The following is an 18,155-nucleotide window of genomic DNA, read 5'->3' on the forward strand; positions in this document are numbered from 1 at the left end:
GCGATAAAAGTGCTTGACGCAATTATCGCACTAGGCGATGGTTAATGCGTTATCGCCTATTGCGATAGGAGAAGGTGAATGCCTAAAACAGATCCCCAGCTGGGCATCCGGCTGCCTGAGCCATTAAAGCGGCGGCTGCGCCGAGCAGCGGATGCAAACCGGCGCTCGATGAACTCCGAGATCATCGTCCTGCTCGAGCGGGCGCTGCCCGAAAATGAAAAGGCCGAGGTGGCTGTAACCACCCCGGCCCAATGAGCACCGCCCTGCAAGGCGGCATCCCTATCAACCCCATTCCCATGGAACTGATGATGCAGACCATTACCACGCCGCTGCCACGCGGCGCAACTTTCCTCGAACCGTCGAGCTTCGAGGCTGATGGCGGCCAGATGGTCGGGAAGGACCCCCGCCAAATTCCAGTGGCCGAACTTCGCCTGCTCCAGCAGCCTGAGAGCCCGATCAAGGCCATTCGCGCCAAGTGCATCGACTGCAGCGGCAATAACGTGGCCGAGGTTCGCAAGTGCACTGCCGTAGGTTGTGCCCTCTGGCCGATGCGAATGGGCACCAGCCCCTTTCATGCGTCCAGCGCCTCTTCCAAACTCCAGACGCCGACTTTAGCCATACCCAGCAATGAGGAGGCGTAGCCATGGCCCCCGGAACCATCACCACCAGCCAGATCATCAGCATCCTCGATCAGCTCAGCAACGCATCCATCCGGTGCGAGGGCATCGCCATGGCGGCGCATGCGCTCGACGCCGAGCACCACGATGCCGTGAGCGTGCTCGCCTATGACTGCCAAGCTGTCATCCACGGAGCACGAAACGAGCTCGCCCGTGCTCTTGAATGCCAGCGCACTGCGGGAGGTCCGAATGACTGATCAACCAACCGCACAGCTCAGGGCGTTCGAAGGCCTGGAACATAGCGTCATGGAGTTGCGCAGCGTGTCACTGCTCTTGGTCCTCATGGAGGATCAAGCCAACGGCCAGAAAGGGCCAGACGGGACGTTCGTGAGGATCTACGATTCGAGCGATCACCTAAACGCCCACGCCTTTCTGATTTTCGAGGCTCAGCGCCGTACTGCCGCGCTGCTGGATGACGTCCTAGCCTGCCGTGCTCTGCTGGCTGCAGGAGGTGCAAATGGCCACTCTTGAAGCCATCGCCGTTCACACGGCGCTGTCCGCCGCCTGGGGCGACTTGTACGACCTCAAACAGATTGCGCATTTCCTGGCCAACGACCTCACACACGACGTGGAGGATGACCTTGAAGGGCGGGTATCTAAGGAAAAGCTCGAGGCCAGAAGCTGGGCGATCGAGAAGATTTGGAAGCTGTCCGATCACCTCGATGACAAGCTCACCGCCCTGATGAACGAGGCGGTGCGGGCTATGCCCGGTCCCGAATGCGGGGAGGCACGGCATTGAAAACCGCTGCTGAACTCGCCCGCCTCAATCCCAAGCTGCTCAATGCCATCCTGTCCGGGCACGACGAAATCAGCCGGGCCCTAAGCCTCGTCAGCGTTTCACGGGCCGCGCTGATGTCGGGCGAGGAAAAGGGCTGCGTGGTTGATGTGCTGGAAGTTGCCATTCAGAAGCTGCGCACCCTGCACGCAGCCGTCGATAGCGCCGTCGGCGCTGACTACCTGGAGCACCAGCAAGAGCGTCGAAAAGTGAGCGTGGCGGGGGTGCCCTGTGACGCAAGCTGAACCCTTAGACCTGGTATGGGGTGCGCGAGCAATCGCGCGCCTCATCGGCAAGACTGAGCGCGCCACCTTCGCCATGCTCGAGGCTGGCTATCTGCCCGGAGCGCGGAAGGTGGGCATTCAATGGGTGGTCAGCAGGAGCGCACTGGCCGAACATTTCGGGGTGGCAGCATGAGAAAGCCTATCCCCACCCCCTCGTATTGGTACGGCCCTGCCATGCCTTTTCACGACGGCTTCAACTGGCGTTGCCCGGTCTGTAGACGTGCCGAAGAGATGGACGAGGACGCAGGCGTCTGCGTCGTCTGTTCAGGCGCAGCTGACGCCAACGGGCTGCGACCCTCAGCGCGTGGTACTAAGCCATGAAGCTCACCGAGACCGTTTCCCTGGGCACAACGACCATCGGCACCATACGCCTCACCGATCGGGGTTATGAGGCCTTCGGTCCTGCCGACCAGTACATCGCCACCTTCTGCACCTTGCCCGCGGCCCGCAAAGCGCTGTGGGAGATGCACTGCGAAGGGGAGAAGGGACTGGCTGGCCGATGACAAAGCGCGAGCCCTGGCACTACGACGCCATAGTGGGGCGCCCGGATTGGTCCAAAGCCTTGGGCCGACAGCATGTGCTTCGCCGTCAGCAAGAGAACCTTCAGCGTCGGCAGAGGACTGCCAGCGCTGAGCGCATCGTTATGGTGAAGCAGCATGAGCAAGCCTGACAACCTCGACCGCACTGAGGCCAAGCTGGTCCAAGCTAGCTTTAGCAGCTGGAAGCTGGACATGATGAAGGCGATGGCGTTCGACCCCAACCTGCACGCCAGTGACGTAAGGGTGGCGTTCGCACTCCTGCACCACCTTAACGGTGCCACCTGGCTGCTTTACCCGTCGCAACAAACGTTGTCCGACCTCACGCATATGACGGTGAGAAACGTCATCACCTGCCTCGGCAGGTTGCAGGCCAGCGGATGGCTTCACTGGCGGCGAGGTAATCGGCAAAAATCCAACGAATATGAGTTTATCGCTGACAATCTTCCCGCCGCTCTGGCCCGCTTGAAGGAGCAGGAGATGGATCGGCGCCGGGGTCGGACCCGCAGCAAAAAGCCGATTCCCGACATGAACTACAGTTCACATCAGAAAACAGGTCCGACATGCACTCCACTTCATGTCGCGACATGCACTCCAGTTCACCCCAACACCTTAAGAGAACAAATCCACCCACCCAGGAAGGCTGGGAAATGATGCAACTCGACCTGTTCGCATGGACCCCGCCTCAGGAGATTGTCATGGAAGCCTCAGTGCCGGCGCCTGCGGGCGCGACTATCATTTGTTTTCCGCAACGCCGCAACATCGGCAAAGCCCGACACGTGGCCGTGCTGCTGCTGCGCCGAGCCGAAGGACCCCAGCGCGAGACGTACTGGAGCCAAGTGTGCAACCGAATGGCCGGCACACTGGACAAGGTCGGCATGGATGATGCTGAAATCGATCGGCAGCTCCGTGCGTTCGCCGAGACGGTGAGCTCGGAAATGTGCCGCTTGAGCAATACTGGTCTTCAACAGCCTGGTGGCGCTGCGTGATATCGAGCCGCGCCCAGCATTCACATGCAGAGCGCGAACGTCGCCGGCGCGGCCGGCGTAAGGCCGGACGTCGCGTCTATTCCATAGAGGTAGATGAAGTTCAGATCGAAGCCGTACTCTCAGACGCCGGGTATCTTCCCAGCCATGGCAGTGATGATCCCGAGATAGTGCGACGGGCGCTTGAGCGCGCCGTCGCTAACATGGTGGCGGTGGCATTCCGTAAACCGTGACACGTCACGTCGCCGCCAACGGCGGCGTGGCATAATTTGTGAAAGTCCGCTGGCCGCGCTGCCGACCTTGGCAGAGGTCGAGCAGATAGCGTGGGCGGTGGCCCGGCATAGCTTAGCCCTCAGCGCCCCAACCACCTCCTTCAAAGACCATTCCGGCGCCCATGAGCGCCACAGGCATAGGCAAGGACAATGGCAGAGCACTTTGAACAGATCGACGCGCAGCTGCAGGAGCTTGCCTCCGGCCTCCTCGCCGACGGCGTGAAGCCGGACGATATAGCCGGCCCTTTGATGCGCCAGTCCGTCGCCCTGTCGATCTGCGCGGATGGTGCGAAGGCCACCGCCAAGTATCTCCGCGACCTGGCCCGTCGCATCGAAGATGGAGGCGACATTGGCAACTGACCTAGAGCGCCTTGTCGTATCGCTCGAGGCGAGCACGACCAAGTTCGAAAGATCGATGCAGCGCGCGAACGCCGTGACAAACACCGAGATGCGAAAGATCGAGAAGCGCGCCGAAAAGGCGGGGCTGAACGTATCCGGGGCTCTCGGCAAAGCTTTCGCGTTCGCCGGCGGTGGCGCGGCTCTCGGAGGCGCGAAACAGCTCCTTGACGCCAACACGCGCATCACGAACAGCCTCAAGGTCGCGGGCCTTGAGGGCGAGCAACTGTCCAAGGTTTACGACCAGCTGGCCGCATCCGCCAAGCGGAACGGCGCCTCGTTCGAGGCATTGGCCGGCCTCTATGGTCGCGCTGCGCTGGTGCAGAACGAGCTTGGTGTCAGCGCCGAGGATTTGACCCAGTTCGCCGACAACGTGGCCGTGGCGCTGCGCGTGGCCGGCACCGATGCACAAGCCGCCTCTGGGGCGCTGACGCAGTTGTCTCAAGCGCTGGGCGCCGGCACCGTTCGGGCTGAAGAATTCAGTTCGATCTTGGAAGGGGCCCCAACCATTGCCCAGGCGGCAGCGGCCGGCATAACCGAGGCCGGGGGCAGCGTGGCCAAGCTTCGCCAGCTGGTCGTTGATGGTAAAGTCTCCAGCGACGTGTTTTTCCGGGGCTTTCAGCTTGGCGCTGCGGGCCTTCGCGAGAAAGCGGCAAGCTCGGTCCTTACGATCGACCAGAGCTTCCAATCGCTTCAGACGACGCTCGTTCAAGCAGCTGGCGACTTTGATCGAGCCACCGGCGCGAGTGCCGCCTTCTCGGCGGACCTGTATCGCTTGGCCGCAGCCGTCGAGCGGCTTACTGACAGCCGGTTCGTGCAGTGGCTTTCCGATGTGAACCGTTGGATTGAAAGTAGCGGGTATGGCCCCACCCTGAGCAACACCATTGATGAGTTCGAGCGCCTTGGGCGTTTCTTCGACGGTCTGGGTGACAACGGGCTTCGGGCCTTCGATGGGGCGGAGAAGCTTGAGCACCTGGACGCTGCTGCCCGCAACGCCTTGGCAGTGATGCTGGGCTTCGAAAACATCGACTTGGTGCCACCAGAGCAGCGCGCCCGCGTTGACGCCTTCGTCGCGTTGCTCGGCGATGCGGAAACATCGTCAGACGATCTAATGCAGGCGCTCCGCGAGCTCGGCGGGCTGTCCGTCAACTTCGCGGTTGTGGATGGCCTCAAAGGATTGCGAGCTGAACTGCTTGCAACCCGCTCCGAAGCCGTGGCCACAGCGGCGGCCGTTGTTGCGGCAGCTGCGGGGCATTCATCCGGCAGCAATGTCGAGGGTCAACGGCGAGAGCAGCTTGCCACGCGCCCGAGGCTGGCGCAGCAAACGGCTTCTATCAAAGAGGGCAAGCCTGCCGGTACTGGTGGCGCTCGCACCAGTGGCAGCGGTGGCGGCGGCGGTGGCCAATCCCCACTGGAGCGGTTCAACGAGGCCATGGCCAATCAGCAGCGCGAGATAGACATGCTCAACCGGCGGACCGATGCTGTTGCCTGCCTCGGGGACCAGACAGCCAGCCTGAATGCCATGGCTGAACAGCTGGGGCTCGCGGCTTGAGCGCCTTCTTCGCAGTGGCGTACCACAACCGCGTCGAGATCGTCTCGGATGGAGCAACCACCGATGGTGAAGCGCGGCTGGTGCGCGCCGAAACCAAGATCCAATGGTCTCCACTGATGCCGATGGCAGCGGTAGCCACCGGCCATTCCTATGCCTGCGGAATGCTGCTCATCCACTCCATGAAGTCCACTGTCACCTTCCAGGACAACCAGGACAGCGCCAACGACTACCTGATCGAGACGCTGCCAGAGTTGGCTGACACCCTCTTCGCCAGCCATGGTTCCTTCAGCTTGGCCATTGCCACCATGCAAGCAGGCACTCGACCGCGCCTGCTGCACATACACCGGGGCAGCGCACACGGTCCCCGTCAAGCGACCTGGACCAGCATCGCCGCGTCAGGGCCTGGCTTCTCCAGTGAGCACATCACAGCCATTGGTGGCATCCGCAATGGTCTTGTCAGCGCCGGAGTGGCCTTGCTCGACATGCAGCGGAAGTGGACGGCTAAGCCGCTCGACGGCGCAGCCGAGGGCTTTTACATCGGCGGCCATGTCGACCATGCAGTCATCAATGCCGAAGGCGTCACCATCAATCGTGTGCACGAATGGCCAGACATTGTGGGTCAGTTGATTTCACCTCGTGAGGAGAACGTCTAATGGCAATATTCACATCCATCACCGCTGCCCTGGTCGGCGCTGGTATGAGTGCGTTCATGGCCGGCGCCACGATCCCGGCCATCGACGCCACCCACAAAGAGTTTGCTTGCACGCCCAAGCGCAAGGAAGCCCAAAAGTGACCGCGCTTAACGCCCTGGTGAGGGAGCACGCGGCCCACCTATTTACCGATGGTGGGCTGTATGATGCTCAGGCCGGGCGGCTGGTCGGCATCGGCAATAAGGTCCAGATCTTCCCCCACCTGAACGCAGCCATCGCAAGCAACGGCTGGGCCGCAGTGGGTTACATGATCTGGGATGCGATCACGCAGCCCGGCTTCACCACCTTTGACCAGGTGGCCCATGGCTTTGGTTCTGCCATTCAACAGTACGCCCGCACTCAGGGCTTCTTCCCACCCGGCAGGTTCGAGGCCGCTCTGATTGGCTGGTCGGAGGCGATGGACGCGCCACAGGCTTGGGTGCTGTGCAATCAAGCTACTGCGGTAGCCCCTTACCTCGCCCGAGAGGTGCGTAAGAGCCTCACTCCCTACGACCTGGACCTGCGGAAGCTAGAGCCCGATGAATCAGACCCGGCGACCTATGGCTTAGCGGTCATGGAGCTGCAGCGATCCAAGCAGTGGGACACAGCGACCGGCGGCAAGGGTGTGCACGCCGTGGGCGGCTTCGCTCAGCACACCCGAGTTGATCGAACCGGCATCAAGGTTGAGGTGCTGAGGCATTGGGACTAGGGGGGGTGGTCCAAAGTCTGGAAGGCGATCTCCGTCTGGACCCGCGTCCCCCTCACCACGATATTTTTTATTCCACACCGAGATTTTGACCGATGGCTGGCAACAAGAATAGCGGACGGCGGGAGCATGTGCCACCGATGAAGAGCGCGAAAAGGTCCGTGTTCTCAAGGCTGGAGGCATGTCTCAGGAGGCGATAGCTGAGGCTATTGGGCTGTCTGTGCCCACATTGGCCAAGCATTTTGTTTTGGAATTGGATCGCGGTGCCGCTAAGGTCCGCGCGGACCTGCTCCTGGCCCGGTATCGTTCCGCTATGGGCGGCAACGTATCGGCACAAACGAAGATGCTGGAGCTGATTGGGGCATCGGCGGCGGCAACGGTGCTCAAGGAGCGCGAGACGCTGTCAGCGGCTACGCCACGCCCCGGGAAGAAGGAAATCCAGCAGCAGGCAGCAGACGCTGTGGCTGAAGGCAGCAAGTTTGCGCCCCCATCCGGCCCGCGCCTGGCCGTCAACAACGACTGACGAGTGTGACGACCCACCCTATGGCGGAGAATACAATCTGAATGGCGCAACGGGGCAGGAGCTATTCAGTGGTTCGGGGACGACGATAATCGCCGCGGAACTGGAAAACCGCGGCTGCTATGCGGTAGAGCTCTCCCCCGAATACGTGGCTGTTGCGGTGCTGCGTTGCAGGCCTTCACCCGACAAGGAGGCGAGGCTGGATTAGGGGCCGTCCTTTGCTGATGTAGCATCTGAACGCCGCATGCAGCTCCACGCTCAAGACCAGCGCCGAGCGCGACTATGAGCAGGAACTGGCGCTGATCAGCACTGATGAGTTTGGCAGCGGGGAGGTGAGCGAAGCGGTATTAGGAGCCACGTAGCCTCAATCTAGGCGGTCTGGTGAAGTCGTGCACGGCAGGCTAGGCTCCGTCGCGGATCCATGATCTGCTTCGATGGTGCCCCGTGGGAGCAATGACATGCGGACTTCAGGATTAGGATGGTGCTTGGCTGCTCTGTTGCTCGCCCTGCCAGGCGTTGCAGTTGCGGAAGACACTGAAGGTGAGGCGGGCGGTTTACCCGAGCCTCGGGTGGTGATGGAAGCCAACCCGCCCCCGCCATTTACGTACTGGGCTCCGGAAGGCTCCACAATCATCAATCACCCCAATGGTGGGGGCGTGTGGATTGCCGAGCAGAACGGAGAGCGGGCGGCCTACTATTTCGGGGATCAGTGCAAGGCCTCGGATTTTCAGGAGCTGGTTGGCCAACCGCTAGACAGTTTCCCAGCTGACGAAGTTGGCGAGGACCTACGCACTGCCTGCACAGAGTGCGCCGTGACTTCGGATCTGCGATTCGACCGAGTGAATGTCTGGTTCGACCAAGATACCAGCATCATAGACGAGATTTCCTGCGGCTAGAGCACCGCGACCAAGCAGTGGGTCTGTTCTCACTGCTTGGAACTTGGGTAAGCCCATACGGCTAATCGGCTAACTTACTTCTTCTTGCCTGCGCCAGAAGTCGGTGCCGCAAACCCCTTGAGGCTCGGTTCGGAAGCATTGGTTTTCGGCTTCTCTTGCTTCGGCTTCTTCGCTCGGATCGACGTGGTGGCTCATGGGTACGCAACGGTAGGACCGGGCTTGGCTCAATCACTAAAGCGATGGTCCGGCCTATGCGGTCCGACAATCAACGTGCTAGGTCATGCCGCCGGGGCGCCAGAGGGCGCTTTCTCCGCTTGTCCCGTTCGGTGAAGCGGCGACCGAGCTAGGAAACCATTTGCAGATTCAAGTCCGAGACAACAATGTCGACCAAGCACTGAAGGTGCTCAAGAAAAAGCTCCAGCGGGAGGGCGTCTTCCGCGAAATGAAGCTCCGCGCCTACTACGAAAAACCCTCGGAGAAGCGTGCGCGGCAGGCCGGGGAGGCTGTACGCCGAGTTCGCAAAGATGCGCGCAAGCAAGCCATCCGCGAAGGCCTGATCGAAGGCCCGAAAAGAAAGGGTCCAGAGCGCATCGTTGCACCGTCCTTAGTTCGGGGCGGTTAATAGGGTCGCCAGATTATAGCCCGCCCCGGCATCCCAACGCGGGCTATTTCACCGAGAAAGCAATGAACACTGGCGAGCGTCTCGCCAGTCGTGACCTAGCCTTGGCTCAGAAGCATGCTGAGGATGCCGTAAGAAGCGCGGTACGACATGTCACGGCATAAGCTTACGAAGCGATGGTGAGATTGCGGTCCTCTTCCAAGCCGTGGCCGGTTACCTCAATCCGATCATCAAAGACGCTCACGGTTGAGTAGGCGGTCTGATCGGGAGTCTCGACCATGCCCTTGAAATTCAGGAAATGCTGATCGCCAATGGCGCCGTAGTTGCCAGCATGGTTGTGGCCGTTGAAAAAGGCCGCGAAGTTGTCGTAGCTGGTGAGGAGATCAACGATCCGCTCGCTGTCCCACATGTTGTGAACGTTGGCGGGATAGACCGGATAGTGACTGAGAACGATCACCTTTTCTCCGGCAGCCTTCGCGCTGCTAAGTCGCTCCTCCAGCCATGCGAATTGTTCGTCGCTGAGTGAGCCGTTCCAGCTTTGAGCATTTTCTGCGCCAGCTTCTTTCAACTTGGCCAGACGCTCGGCAGCGATCTCCAGGCGGGGATCACCACTCGGTGGAGCAAATGTGCTCACGTCGTTTCCATCGATCACTAGGAACCGGTAACCGCCACCAGGGAAGTCGTAGTAGGAGCGCTCCAGCCCGACATTGCGGACAACCGACCGCAGGTAGTCTTGGCCTACTTCGAAGTCGTGATTGCCCAGAACGAAAAAGTGGGGGTGCTCCAGCTGGTCGTAAATCGGCAGGATGTCGCCGAAGCTATCCCAGTGCCGATCGATGATGTCCCCGAGAGTGGTCACAAACTCAAGTGGTTCCTTGTTGAAGGCCTGAAGTGCCGTGTCCAGCTTCCACAAGCTGTTTGCATAGTACCGGGTGCCGCCTACCTTGTTCGGAAAGGGTGCATATTGTGGATCGGCTATGACGCCGAACCGGAAAAGCGGGTCGGATTGCGCAGCGCTGGCGGGTGCAGCGAATCCGGCGAAGGGCATAACCAGCGCAGCAGCGCCGGCGCCTTTAAGCAGAGTGCGTCGGGTGAGCATGTCGTCTCCTGTTGACTGTGCTGGTCCCCTCTAGCAGTGGCACGTTTCGCTGGAGTGACGTCCTTGCAACTGTTGCATGACCGACCTTATCGCCGTCTCCGGGCGGCTTTTTATTGCCCGGAGCTTGGCATGTTCGAAGACGACGGATGCACCTTCTGGCCGACCGAACCTGGCGTCCCAATTGCGATATCCACGACGCGGCGTTTGCCACCGGCATCACCGGTATTGGCGCCTATGGCGAATCTGCTGAGGTGATCTTGTTGCCACTCGAGCATCACTTCGCGCCGGACCAATCACACTGGCGCGGTAAAAAGAAACCCCAACGGGGGGTGTTGGGGTCTAAGTGGGCGGGGGTAGGCTAAGGATCACGATGGGCGTTCGCCGCCATCAGTGCCGCTCAGCCGAGCGGGTGAAGGAGCATAGACTTTGGCCTGAGATCTCCACTACTGGGCAGGTCTGAGGCGCCTGGCGGCTTCAGGAAAATCTATGACGTTGTGGCCGCCTTCAAGCCGTACGTGTCCTAACGTGCGGTAAGGGCAATTGCACACTCAAGCGCTTCCTCGAGTTCGATCGAACTTGGATGGCCGTAAGGCAGGATGACCATAGCTTGCTCGAGAAAGTTTCTGACCAGTGTCATGCGTGTGCGCAAACGAGCACCCCTTGGCTGTTGTGAGCACATCTTGCCTCTGCCACCTACACCTAGTCTTAACCGCTGAAGCGCAGTTTCAAAGGGGCTTGATGTTGATTGTACGTAATCACCAGTAGCCGTAGGGTGTGGTATCAGCGGAAGAGGTATGGGTTGCCGCTTGCTCGTTTAGATAATCGGGTCACGGTCTCCAACGGCTACTTCGGTGCGGAATGTGGTCGGCCTACTTCTTGACGGCTGCTTCAGAAAAGCTGCCACCCGAGTGTAATGCGCCAGGGTGAAAGGGAACTCGACCGGTGCAAGCATCAGTACAGCGATCGCGCTGCCATTTCGAGGCCCAGGAGAAGCAAAACGAAGAGAAACACACGGCGAAAAATCGCCGGGTTGATCCGCGTTCGGATCACGTGCCCTACGGCCATGCCAAGAAGCGCCGGCACGACAGCCAAGCTCGAGGTAAGCCAATTATCGCTAGAGATGTCCCCATTCCACGCTAGCCCAAGAGCTAGAGCGACGGTTGAGACTGTAAAGGACAAGCCGAGGGCCTGCACCAATTCGTCCCGGTCAAACTCAAGCGACTGAAGGAAGGGAACAGCGGGAATAACAAAGACACCGGTGCCGCCGGTCACCAGTCCTGTAACCCCACCGACAACCACGGAAGTGATCCGCTCGAGCCTCTGCGAAACCCGAAGCGGACGCGCGAGCAGCGAATAAGCTGCATAAAGGACAAGGGCGATCCCGAGCGCCGTTGTCGTCGCCTCAGTGTCGCCCCCTATCAGGAGTGCTGAGCCGAAGATGGTTCCAATAACAATGCTCAGCATCATCGGCCAAAGTCGAACGACCATAGCTCCGAGCCGAGGTCCAGAGAAGATCTGCCAGACGTTTGAGATGAAGGATGGCACCAAAAGGAGGGATGCAGCAGCGAGGGGCGTTAGGAGAGCGCCTAGCACGCCCATTGCCACCGTAGGCAGGCCCATTCCGGTGACGCCCTTCACCAAGCCCGCTGCGAAGAAAGTTGCGCCGATTACAGCCAAGAGTGGCAGGTCTTCCATCTTGTCAGTCTCACTACACCGATAACGGCTTGGCAAATCGAAAGGAGCGCTACTCAGCTCGGGCGGGGCCGACCGGAAAGCTGACGATCTCCTTACAGCAGTGCCAACTAACTGTAAGCATCTGATTTTGAACATGTATTTAGGAACGCTTCTCGTTGCAGCGTCATTCTATGTCCGGGCGAACTTTTGATGATTGACCCTGCACAATTGGAGGACACTTATGATCAAGACCAGGATGCTCGTCAGCGCAGCAGCAGCACTTATGCTCTCCACCAGCCTTATGCCCGCTGGCCCACTGGCAACCACGCCTGCGCAGGCGCAATCGGCCAGTGTCAGTTTCAGTGTGTTCTTTGACCAGCTTGAGCCACACGGGGTTTGGGTACGCCACCCGCAATATCGTCACGTCTTCTGCCCAACGGGCATCGATACACGCTGGCGTCCTTATACCGAAGGCCGCTGGGTCTATCTGGCCGATTATGGTTGGTACTTCCAGTCCGACGAGCCATTTGCCTGGGCTACCTACCATTACGGCCGCTGGCTGGATGACGAAAAGCTCGGCTGGTGCTGGGTGCCCGGCACACAATGGGCCCCGGCCTGGGTCAGCTGGCGCCGGAGCGACGATGTTGTCGGCTGGGCGCCACTCCCGCCGGAAAATGACGGCTACGCTGTTTCCCTTGAGATCAGCAGCCGTGAGCTACCGCAGGACTATTGGGTGTTCGTCCCAACCCGCAGCTTTGTCGAACCCGATCTGTCGGTGAGTATTGTTTTCGGCTCGGATGAACCCGACTACTTTACACGCACGGAGTTCCTCGGCCCGGTGGTGGTGGCGGGGGACGTGGTGGTCAACAACGTGCTGGAGGTCACCTATATCGAGCAGCAGATCAACCAGTCTGTGACGGTTTACAATGTTGAACAGGCCAGTGACCCCAGCGCGGTGAGCGTTTCGAGCGAAGGGGACACTATTCAGATTTTCAACCAGACCGTCGCCGAACCGACGGAAGAAGCGGCACCTGAGCAAGCTGTTGAGCAAACCGAAGCGGTCGAGGTGATCCAGTCCGAGGGCGGCACTGCGGGCACAGAGGCGGCAACAGAAACCACCACGGAAGCAACCACCGAGGCAACGCCGGTGGAGGAAGTTGAAACGACCAAGGCTGGTGCGCCCGAGACGCCGACGGCCGAGGATGAGGAGGCCGAAGGCTCCGCCTCCGCTCAAGAAGGCACCTCGGAAGCCACTGAGGCGACTGAGTCAACGGAAGCTGACGGCACCACGGAGCCAGAGACAACAGAGGCACCAGAAGCCGAGAACACGCGGACCCAGGCCGTTCCCGCCACAGAAGATGCGACTTCCGAGGAAAGCGCGCCAGCTGAAGAAGATCTGACGGAAAGCGAAACCCCAGCCTCCGAGGCCGTGGAGGAACCGCAGCCCGCTTCGGACGCTGAAAGTGCCTCCGAAACGCCCCAAGCTCAGGATGATTCCGAAGATGCCGTAACCGACGAGAACGTGGCTCCAGCCGAGCAAGACGCAGCTCCCGCGGAGCCTAACTGTGATGCAGGAGAACAGCTTGTGGATGGCGCCTGCCTACCATCGCAAGCTGGGGACACCGAAGGTCCTGCAGCCGAGGACACCCCCGTGGAAGGCGACGCCGCTCAATAGCCAAAGCCTGACGGACCGGAAGGAGGCACCTTCCGGTCCGTCCTTTAACTCACACTGATCGACGGGCTATCTAGCGCGAGGATGCTGAAGTTGGGCGGCTCGTCATCTGGTGTCGGTGCGAGTGCGATGGGGCGGGGCCCTGGCACCGGTGGGATGCAGAAGTGAATCTGCCCACGCGAGCAAGAGAATTTGCGATGCCTCCCTGAACATCCTTTGTAGCTTAGACCTCAAGGCTCCTGCCGGTCAGTTCTTGATAAAGCCGGACGGTTTCGTGGTCCGGCCCAACGCCCAGTTCCTCGTGCAGCTGCTTGCTGCAAGCGTTGAAGAGCTGCTTAACGCGCGAGAACTCCCCCTTCGCAGCCGCGTCAGACATCAGAGCCCGGTGGGCGCCTTCATGACAGGCGTCCAACTGTAGCAAACGGGAGGCACAAAAATGGCGTTGCTGAGGGGTGAGTTCTGTCCCGCTTTGCAGTGCCGCTGAAACCGTCCTGTTGAAGTCCTGGAGCAACGCGGTGCGCTGGAACGCAAGCCATTCCTCGAACCCGTTTCCCACGGAGCCAGACGAATCTAGTAGCTCACCGCGGTAAATTTCGCACATCCGCACGCACGCCCTTGGGCTGGGACTTGCAATAAGACCTATGAACTCCGCCAGATCGATATAGACGTTCTGGTCGGGGTTGAGCCAGACCGTTTGGGTATCTGCCGAGAGCAACTCAAAGTTGTAATCTTGCTGGAACTTGCGAATGCGACCCATACTTTGGCGGATGTCGGCGTTGGCCCGCTCGGAGCCGTTGTCGGACCAGATCAGATCACGGATACGCCCCCTCGATACGGGCTTACCCCGCCCCTCGAGCAGCACATAAATCAGAACCCGCAGCAGGTGGAGCGGCGGAGTGGCCAACTTTCCGGACGAGCGAACATGGCAGTGGCCGAAGACAAAAACCGATACCGGTGCAGTCACGTCGTATGGCGCGGACATCATGTTCCCCTAAGGTCCGGCTTACGCTCCCCATGCAGCCTTCAAGCCAATCGGTCGATAGGCACGACTATCATCAAGGATAGGCTTATCTTAATGATGAACAGCACTGCGCCTGATCAGGCGGGCAGCAGGTCGAAAGCTAGGCTCGCTTGAATAAACCAGAACCCTCTGCGACTGTCGATTCCTAGAGCCGAACAATCTGGTTCCGGCAGCTCGTCGGATCTATGCGGAGGCGAGCACGGAGCTTGGCCGGCAATAGGTGGCAGACTGATGCGCTGACATAGGTGCGACTGCAACGGGCCCGCCATGGCCCGGTGGAATGCTGAGGGTCAATGGGACGGCTTGTAAGGACGACCCCAGCCCTTCCTAGAGCCGGGGCCACCGCCAAAAAAGGTCCTTGGAACTTGCAGACTCTCATCTGCACGGCTCAACGGCGCGGCGCCTTCGGAGTTCCGCAACAAAGCCAAGAGAGACATGCACATGAGGCTGGCAACGATTCACAGGGCCGTGAGTTAGAATTGCTCCTGGCCGACGAGGTCCGGCTAACCTTGGAGCTAAACATGATCAAAACTCGCCCCCTTGCAGTTGTTCTTACCGTCGCACTGCTTTCCGCCAGTTCTGTAGGTGCCTTCGCTCAGGCGACGCCAGCGCCTACCGCGCCCGCTGTGGTGGAAGTCGACGAAAATGACGACGATGGCTTTGACATGGGCTGGCTGGGCCTGCTCGGACTTGCTGGTCTTCTCGGCCTACGCGGGCGTCGTCATGACACGACGAACACGCGTACGACCACCGGCCACTAGTCTCTTAGCGCTGTTCCAGTCTCGCCGCGTAGCTGAAGCAAGCTACGCGGCTTTTACTCGCCCGCTCAAAGCGTGCATCTGGTAGCACGGCGGGCATAAGGATGGTACACAACAGTATCGTCTGCCGGTTTCCGGGCGCGGACGGCTGGGAGAACATATTTGCTCTTGCCCCCTGAATGGGAGAAGAGCTGTGTCCAGCTTTGATCAATACAAGATGTTTACCCGCCAGTCTGCCGGGACTTCCAGAGGTCAGTTCCGCTACGCATTGGTAGCTCCAAGCGCTGCAGTGACCCTGCACCTGTTGAGGACATTGAACGGGACGCCCAGAGGCACCGCAACGGCTCCAAGAAGTTCTGTGGCTACACGACCTCTGAATGCAAGCGACCTCGCCATCTGCTTACCGCTGGAGGAGGCCTTTGCCGCTGCAATCCGGATGGGGAACAAGTACGATACAGAACTATTCGTCACCGGCGAGGCAGGGCTTTGGCAGCCAGTCTGGGGCGGCCTACTCACCGAGCGTGAGGAAGGCTCTGATTACGCCCCCCCTGCTGCTGAGGAAGCGCAGATGCCTCCAACCCTGTGTAAGAACAAACTTGCCTAAGCAGCTAGACGCACAGGGTTGATATGGAGGGTAACAATTAGGCCATCGCTGGCCCAATCGTAGTCAATGGACCCCTGCAGCGCGCCTGAAATGATGCGCGACGAGCTTCGTGCCATACCCCGCCGGCCGCTTCCAATGGGGTGGGGTAAAGACCCCAACGGGGGTGTTGGGGTCTAAGTGGGTGGGTGTAGCTAGGGCCACGATGGGCAGTCGCTACCATCAGTGCCGCCCAGCCTTAGGGGCTGCAGGAGCATCGGTCTGGCCTCCGGCTCCCCACTACAACGCGGGCCTAAGCCGCTCAGCGGCGACTTGGAAATCGACAACGTTCTGGCCAACATTGCGATGTGCGATGCTGGACGTGTAGGTTAGCGCAATAGCGCGCTCGATCATTTCTTCCAGCTCAACCGAAGTTGGATCGTTGTAAGGTAGGACTACTAAGGCCTGCTCGAGGAAGCCCCTGACCAGTGTCATACGTGTTGGCAAATGGAGCCCCCGTTCGCTGCGTTGAGTACATCGTTGGAGCTACATCGTTAGAGCTGCCGTTTGCTCGTACCCCTAACGGCTCAAGCGCAGTTTTAAACGCGCTTGATGCTGATTGTACGCGACCCCGTTCCGGCAGCCGAGAAGTGCCGGAGTCGGCCCATGTCCATTGCCATTGTTCCAAGCATTCAGACCTGAGCCAGGGCGTTGAAGCAGCTGCATCCGGAGATGACCGAACAAGACATTGCGCAGAAGCTCGGCGCGGCACCCTCAGACGTTCGCCATGCACTCAGGGCCAAGCAGAGGGTGCGCAAAAAGTTTGGTCAGCGCGATTGATCTGCCATGGTCTCAGCAAGGCTCCAGTGGCACCGCGAGGGCGGGCGCTTTGTGGCTTATCCAGCCGGCCGCCGACATCCGGAGCGCTGCGCCGCGATTGAGTTGCGTCAGCATCTTCCAACGGAGCGTCAATGGTTCTGGTTGGTCGCTTGGCCCAAGTGGTTTGAGCAGAACGGGCAGGTTATAACCCTTCCATTAGACAAAGTTTCGTCGTGCCGCATTGCTTGCTTAACATGGTGGGCCTTTGCTGTCAGAACTGATCAATTCTCTTTAGCCACCCTGCGGCGGTACAGCTCCACCGATAAGTTGGCCAGCAGGTCCTCCACGACCTTTGGCACCTCCCCTGCCCGCATCTGCGGCTCGAACTGCAACCGCAGAGCATTGATCAGCTTGCGCAGGAACTCACTATCCTCGCTGAACAGGTAGTTAGGTGGCGGCACAACGAGCACCCGAGCCACCAGCACGTCGATTTCGGTTTCCACGTCCCGCGGTATGGGCGTGGCTACATGCGCCCACCAGGCTTGAGTCGCGGCATCTGCTGCAGCTTGTTTGTCGGCAAGGGGTCCATCGACTCTACAATGAAGTCGGACTAACGTTGTCGGCTCATCACGGAGTCGAAGATGGCGAAGACTGGTCTAACTACTGAAGCTGAGATTTCGGAAGCGGTCGTAAAAATACTGAAAGCATCCAAGAGCGGCGAGGCGAAGCTCTCTGCCTTGAAGAAACTCATTCCAACAGTGATTCCACTAAGCAACGATGATCTTGCACAGTCAGATACGCGGCCCAACGAGCCGGTCTGGGAGCAGCGGCTGCGTAACATCAAGTCCCATTCCCAGAACGAAGGCAACTTTATAGCCGAGGGCTATTTGACTGCGCCCAGCCGGGGCGTCCTTCGCATCACCCCTGCTGGCCTCAAGCGCCCTTAGGAATGCTCGGCTTTGTAGCCGGGCTTGAACCACTTCAATTCGGTTGAGCCCGGCGCCTCTTTGTCCCACACAAACCATGCGTACGCTGTCGTGCCTGAACCGGCGACGGCAGCTCCCGCTGGGTAGAAGGTTATCCGCTCGCTGAACACCCAAACTCGGCTCGGCGGGTTCACTGTGAATATGGTGCGGTTTCGGTTAGAGCCTTCTAAGAAGGCCAGCCGGAGTAGAAGCGCCAACTTCTTTTCGGCCTTTTCAAGCCCAGCCTTAACGAACCCCTCAGCGCTGTTGTATGGAGGGTTGGTAACGATGTTTGCCGCGCGCCGATCCTCGGTCAGGAAGTCCTTGCCCGTCTCGCCGAAAGGCCTCTGGTAGAGGTCGGAACTGTAAACCGGGTTGCCGGTCTCCATCAGCACCTTGGACATCGCCCCATCGCCGCAAGCGCACTCCCAAATGTCGCCATCGAACTTCTCGTTATCGATTAGCGCGTGAGTGGCCCACTTGGGCGTGGGGAAATAGTCAGGGCCGTCCAGATCAGCGAAGCGCTTAAGGGTCGGCTTTAGGGCGCCGTTCAACTGGTAAGTGGCGTCCATCTGCGCTCTCCAAATCACTTAGGAAAACGATAATAGAATCCGGCGGTACGTAAAGCGCTAATCCCGTTGGATGCGTAGGGTCTATAT

At 59.8% G+C, this 18,155-nt stretch carries 26 protein-coding genes; 21 read left to right on the plus strand and 5 right to left on the minus strand.

Going from position 1 to position 18,155, the window contains the following annotated elements:
- Window positions 1–78: 78 nt before the first annotated feature.
- The 18 genes from HRU92_RS19260 (at window position 79) to rpsU (ending at window position 8,911) form a co-directional block, all read left to right on the plus strand.
- Window positions 79–255, plus strand: coding sequence for an Arc family DNA-binding protein (locus tag HRU92_RS19260; protein WP_173088925.1), 177 nt, complete (start codon window positions 79–81; stop codon window positions 253–255).
- Window positions 252–641: a hypothetical protein gene (locus HRU92_RS19265; protein ID WP_173088927.1), complete on the plus strand. Its 390-nt coding sequence runs from the start codon at window positions 252–254 to the stop codon at window positions 639–641. The genes HRU92_RS19260 and HRU92_RS19265 overlap by 4 nt, the downstream gene beginning before the upstream one ends.
- 2 nt (window positions 642–643) lie before the next feature.
- Window positions 644–874: a hypothetical protein gene (locus tag HRU92_RS19270; RefSeq protein WP_173088929.1), complete on the plus strand. Its 231-nt coding sequence runs from the start codon at window positions 644–646 to the stop codon at window positions 872–874.
- A complete protein-coding gene (locus tag HRU92_RS19275; protein WP_173088931.1) occupies window positions 867–1,148 on the plus strand; it encodes a hypothetical protein in 282 nt (93 codons plus the stop codon). The genes HRU92_RS19270 and HRU92_RS19275 overlap by 8 nt, the downstream gene beginning before the upstream one ends.
- Window positions 1,135–1,416, plus strand: coding sequence for a hypothetical protein (locus HRU92_RS19280; protein ID WP_173088933.1), 282 nt, complete (start codon window positions 1,135–1,137; stop codon window positions 1,414–1,416). Before HRU92_RS19275 ends, HRU92_RS19280 begins: the two co-directional genes overlap by 14 nt.
- Window positions 1,413–1,697, plus strand: a complete 285-nt coding sequence (locus HRU92_RS19285; protein ID WP_173088935.1) for a hypothetical protein — start codon at window positions 1,413–1,415, stop codon at window positions 1,695–1,697. Before HRU92_RS19280 ends, HRU92_RS19285 begins: the two co-directional genes overlap by 4 nt.
- Window positions 1,684–1,869 (plus strand): DNA-binding protein, encoded by a 186-nt coding sequence (locus HRU92_RS19290; RefSeq protein ID WP_173088937.1) that lies wholly within the window; start codon window positions 1,684–1,686, stop codon window positions 1,867–1,869. The genes HRU92_RS19285 and HRU92_RS19290 overlap by 14 nt, the downstream gene beginning before the upstream one ends.
- Before the next feature lie 184 nt (window positions 1,870–2,053).
- Window positions 2,054–2,239 (plus strand): hypothetical protein, encoded by a 186-nt coding sequence (locus HRU92_RS19295; protein WP_173088939.1) that lies wholly within the window; start codon window positions 2,054–2,056, stop codon window positions 2,237–2,239.
- Between the two features lie 153 nt (window positions 2,240–2,392).
- On the plus strand, window positions 2,393–2,926 hold the full coding sequence (locus tag HRU92_RS19300; protein WP_173088941.1) for a winged helix-turn-helix domain-containing protein: 534 nt from the start codon (window positions 2,393–2,395) through the stop codon (window positions 2,924–2,926).
- Window positions 2,923–3,261, plus strand: a complete 339-nt coding sequence (locus HRU92_RS19305; protein ID WP_173088943.1) for a DUF6074 family protein — start codon at window positions 2,923–2,925, stop codon at window positions 3,259–3,261. The genes HRU92_RS19300 and HRU92_RS19305 overlap by 4 nt, the downstream gene beginning before the upstream one ends.
- A gap of 419 nt (window positions 3,262–3,680) precedes the next feature.
- A complete protein-coding gene (locus tag HRU92_RS19310; RefSeq protein WP_173088946.1) occupies window positions 3,681–3,890 on the plus strand; it encodes a hypothetical protein in 210 nt (69 codons plus the stop codon).
- Complete coding sequence (locus tag HRU92_RS19315; protein WP_173088948.1) at window positions 3,880–5,478, plus strand: tape measure protein; 1,599 nt, start codon at window positions 3,880–3,882, stop codon at window positions 5,476–5,478. The genes HRU92_RS19310 and HRU92_RS19315 overlap by 11 nt, the downstream gene beginning before the upstream one ends.
- Window positions 5,475–6,131, plus strand: coding sequence for a hypothetical protein (locus HRU92_RS19320; protein ID WP_173088950.1), 657 nt, complete (start codon window positions 5,475–5,477; stop codon window positions 6,129–6,131). Before HRU92_RS19315 ends, HRU92_RS19320 begins: the two co-directional genes overlap by 4 nt.
- Complete coding sequence (locus tag HRU92_RS19325) at window positions 6,131–6,271, plus strand: hypothetical protein (RefSeq protein WP_173088952.1); 141 nt, start codon at window positions 6,131–6,133, stop codon at window positions 6,269–6,271. The genes HRU92_RS19320 and HRU92_RS19325 overlap by 1 nt, the downstream gene beginning before the upstream one ends.
- A complete protein-coding gene (locus tag HRU92_RS19330) occupies window positions 6,268–6,876 on the plus strand; it encodes a hypothetical protein (protein ID WP_173088954.1) in 609 nt (202 codons plus the stop codon). The genes HRU92_RS19325 and HRU92_RS19330 overlap by 4 nt, the downstream gene beginning before the upstream one ends.
- 178 nt (window positions 6,877–7,054) lie before the next feature.
- A complete protein-coding gene (locus tag HRU92_RS19335; RefSeq protein WP_173088956.1) occupies window positions 7,055–7,396 on the plus strand; it encodes a hypothetical protein in 342 nt (113 codons plus the stop codon).
- A gap of 482 nt (window positions 7,397–7,878) precedes the next feature.
- Complete coding sequence (locus HRU92_RS19340) at window positions 7,879–8,289, plus strand: hypothetical protein (RefSeq protein WP_173088958.1); 411 nt, start codon at window positions 7,879–7,881, stop codon at window positions 8,287–8,289.
- A 280-nt stretch (window positions 8,290–8,569) separates the two neighbouring features.
- Window positions 8,570–8,911: a 30S ribosomal protein S21 gene (gene rpsU / locus HRU92_RS19345; RefSeq protein ID WP_173088960.1), complete on the plus strand. Its 342-nt coding sequence runs from the start codon at window positions 8,570–8,572 to the stop codon at window positions 8,909–8,911.
- A gap of 163 nt (window positions 8,912–9,074) precedes the next feature.
- On the opposite strand, the gene HRU92_RS19350 is transcribed toward rpsU, so the two are convergent.
- A complete protein-coding gene (locus HRU92_RS19350) occupies window positions 9,075–10,007 on the minus strand; it encodes a metallophosphoesterase (RefSeq protein WP_173088962.1) in 933 nt (310 codons plus the stop codon).
- A 951-nt stretch (window positions 10,008–10,958) separates the two neighbouring features.
- On the minus strand, window positions 10,959–11,702 hold the full coding sequence (locus tag HRU92_RS19355; protein ID WP_173088964.1) for a sulfite exporter TauE/SafE family protein: 744 nt from the start codon (window positions 11,700–11,702) through the stop codon (window positions 10,959–10,961).
- Window positions 11,703–11,922: 220 nt separating this feature from the next.
- Here HRU92_RS19355 and HRU92_RS19360 point away from each other — a divergent pair, with 220 nt between their 5' ends.
- Window positions 11,923–13,356, plus strand: coding sequence for a DUF6600 domain-containing protein (locus HRU92_RS19360; protein ID WP_173088966.1), 1,434 nt, complete (start codon window positions 11,923–11,925; stop codon window positions 13,354–13,356).
- Window positions 13,357–13,576: 220 nt separating this feature from the next.
- Here HRU92_RS19360 and HRU92_RS19365 read toward each other — a convergent pair whose 3' ends face one another.
- Window positions 13,577–14,338, minus strand: a complete 762-nt coding sequence (locus HRU92_RS19365; protein WP_173088968.1) for a BTAD domain-containing putative transcriptional regulator — start codon at window positions 14,336–14,338, stop codon at window positions 13,577–13,579.
- A 557-nt stretch (window positions 14,339–14,895) separates the two neighbouring features.
- Between HRU92_RS19365 and HRU92_RS19370 the strand changes: the two genes are divergently transcribed.
- Entirely contained in the window at window positions 14,896–15,135 is a 240-nt protein-coding gene (locus tag HRU92_RS19370) for a WGxxGxxG family protein (RefSeq protein WP_173088970.1), read from the plus strand.
- Between the two features lie 1,677 nt (window positions 15,136–16,812).
- Here the strand turns inward: HRU92_RS19370 and HRU92_RS19375 are convergent.
- A complete protein-coding gene (locus HRU92_RS19375; protein WP_173088972.1) occupies window positions 16,813–17,034 on the minus strand; it encodes a hypothetical protein in 222 nt (73 codons plus the stop codon).
- A 138-nt stretch (window positions 17,035–17,172) separates the two neighbouring features.
- Between HRU92_RS19375 and HRU92_RS19380 the strand changes: the two genes are divergently transcribed.
- The gene (locus HRU92_RS19380) at window positions 17,173–17,478 is read left to right on the plus strand and encodes a hypothetical protein (RefSeq protein WP_173088974.1); all 306 of its coding nucleotides are present in this window, start codon (window positions 17,173–17,175) and stop codon (window positions 17,476–17,478) included.
- Here the strand turns inward: HRU92_RS19380 and HRU92_RS19385 are convergent.
- Window positions 17,475–18,068 (minus strand): hypothetical protein, encoded by a 594-nt coding sequence (locus HRU92_RS19385; RefSeq protein WP_173088976.1) that lies wholly within the window; start codon window positions 18,066–18,068, stop codon window positions 17,475–17,477. The genes HRU92_RS19380 and HRU92_RS19385 overlap by 4 nt on opposite strands.
- Window positions 18,069–18,155 lie beyond the last annotated feature (87 nt).

Source organism: Devosia sp. 1635, assembly GCF_013185955.1.
Taxonomy (GTDB): Bacteria; Pseudomonadota; Alphaproteobacteria; order Rhizobiales; family Devosiaceae; genus Devosia.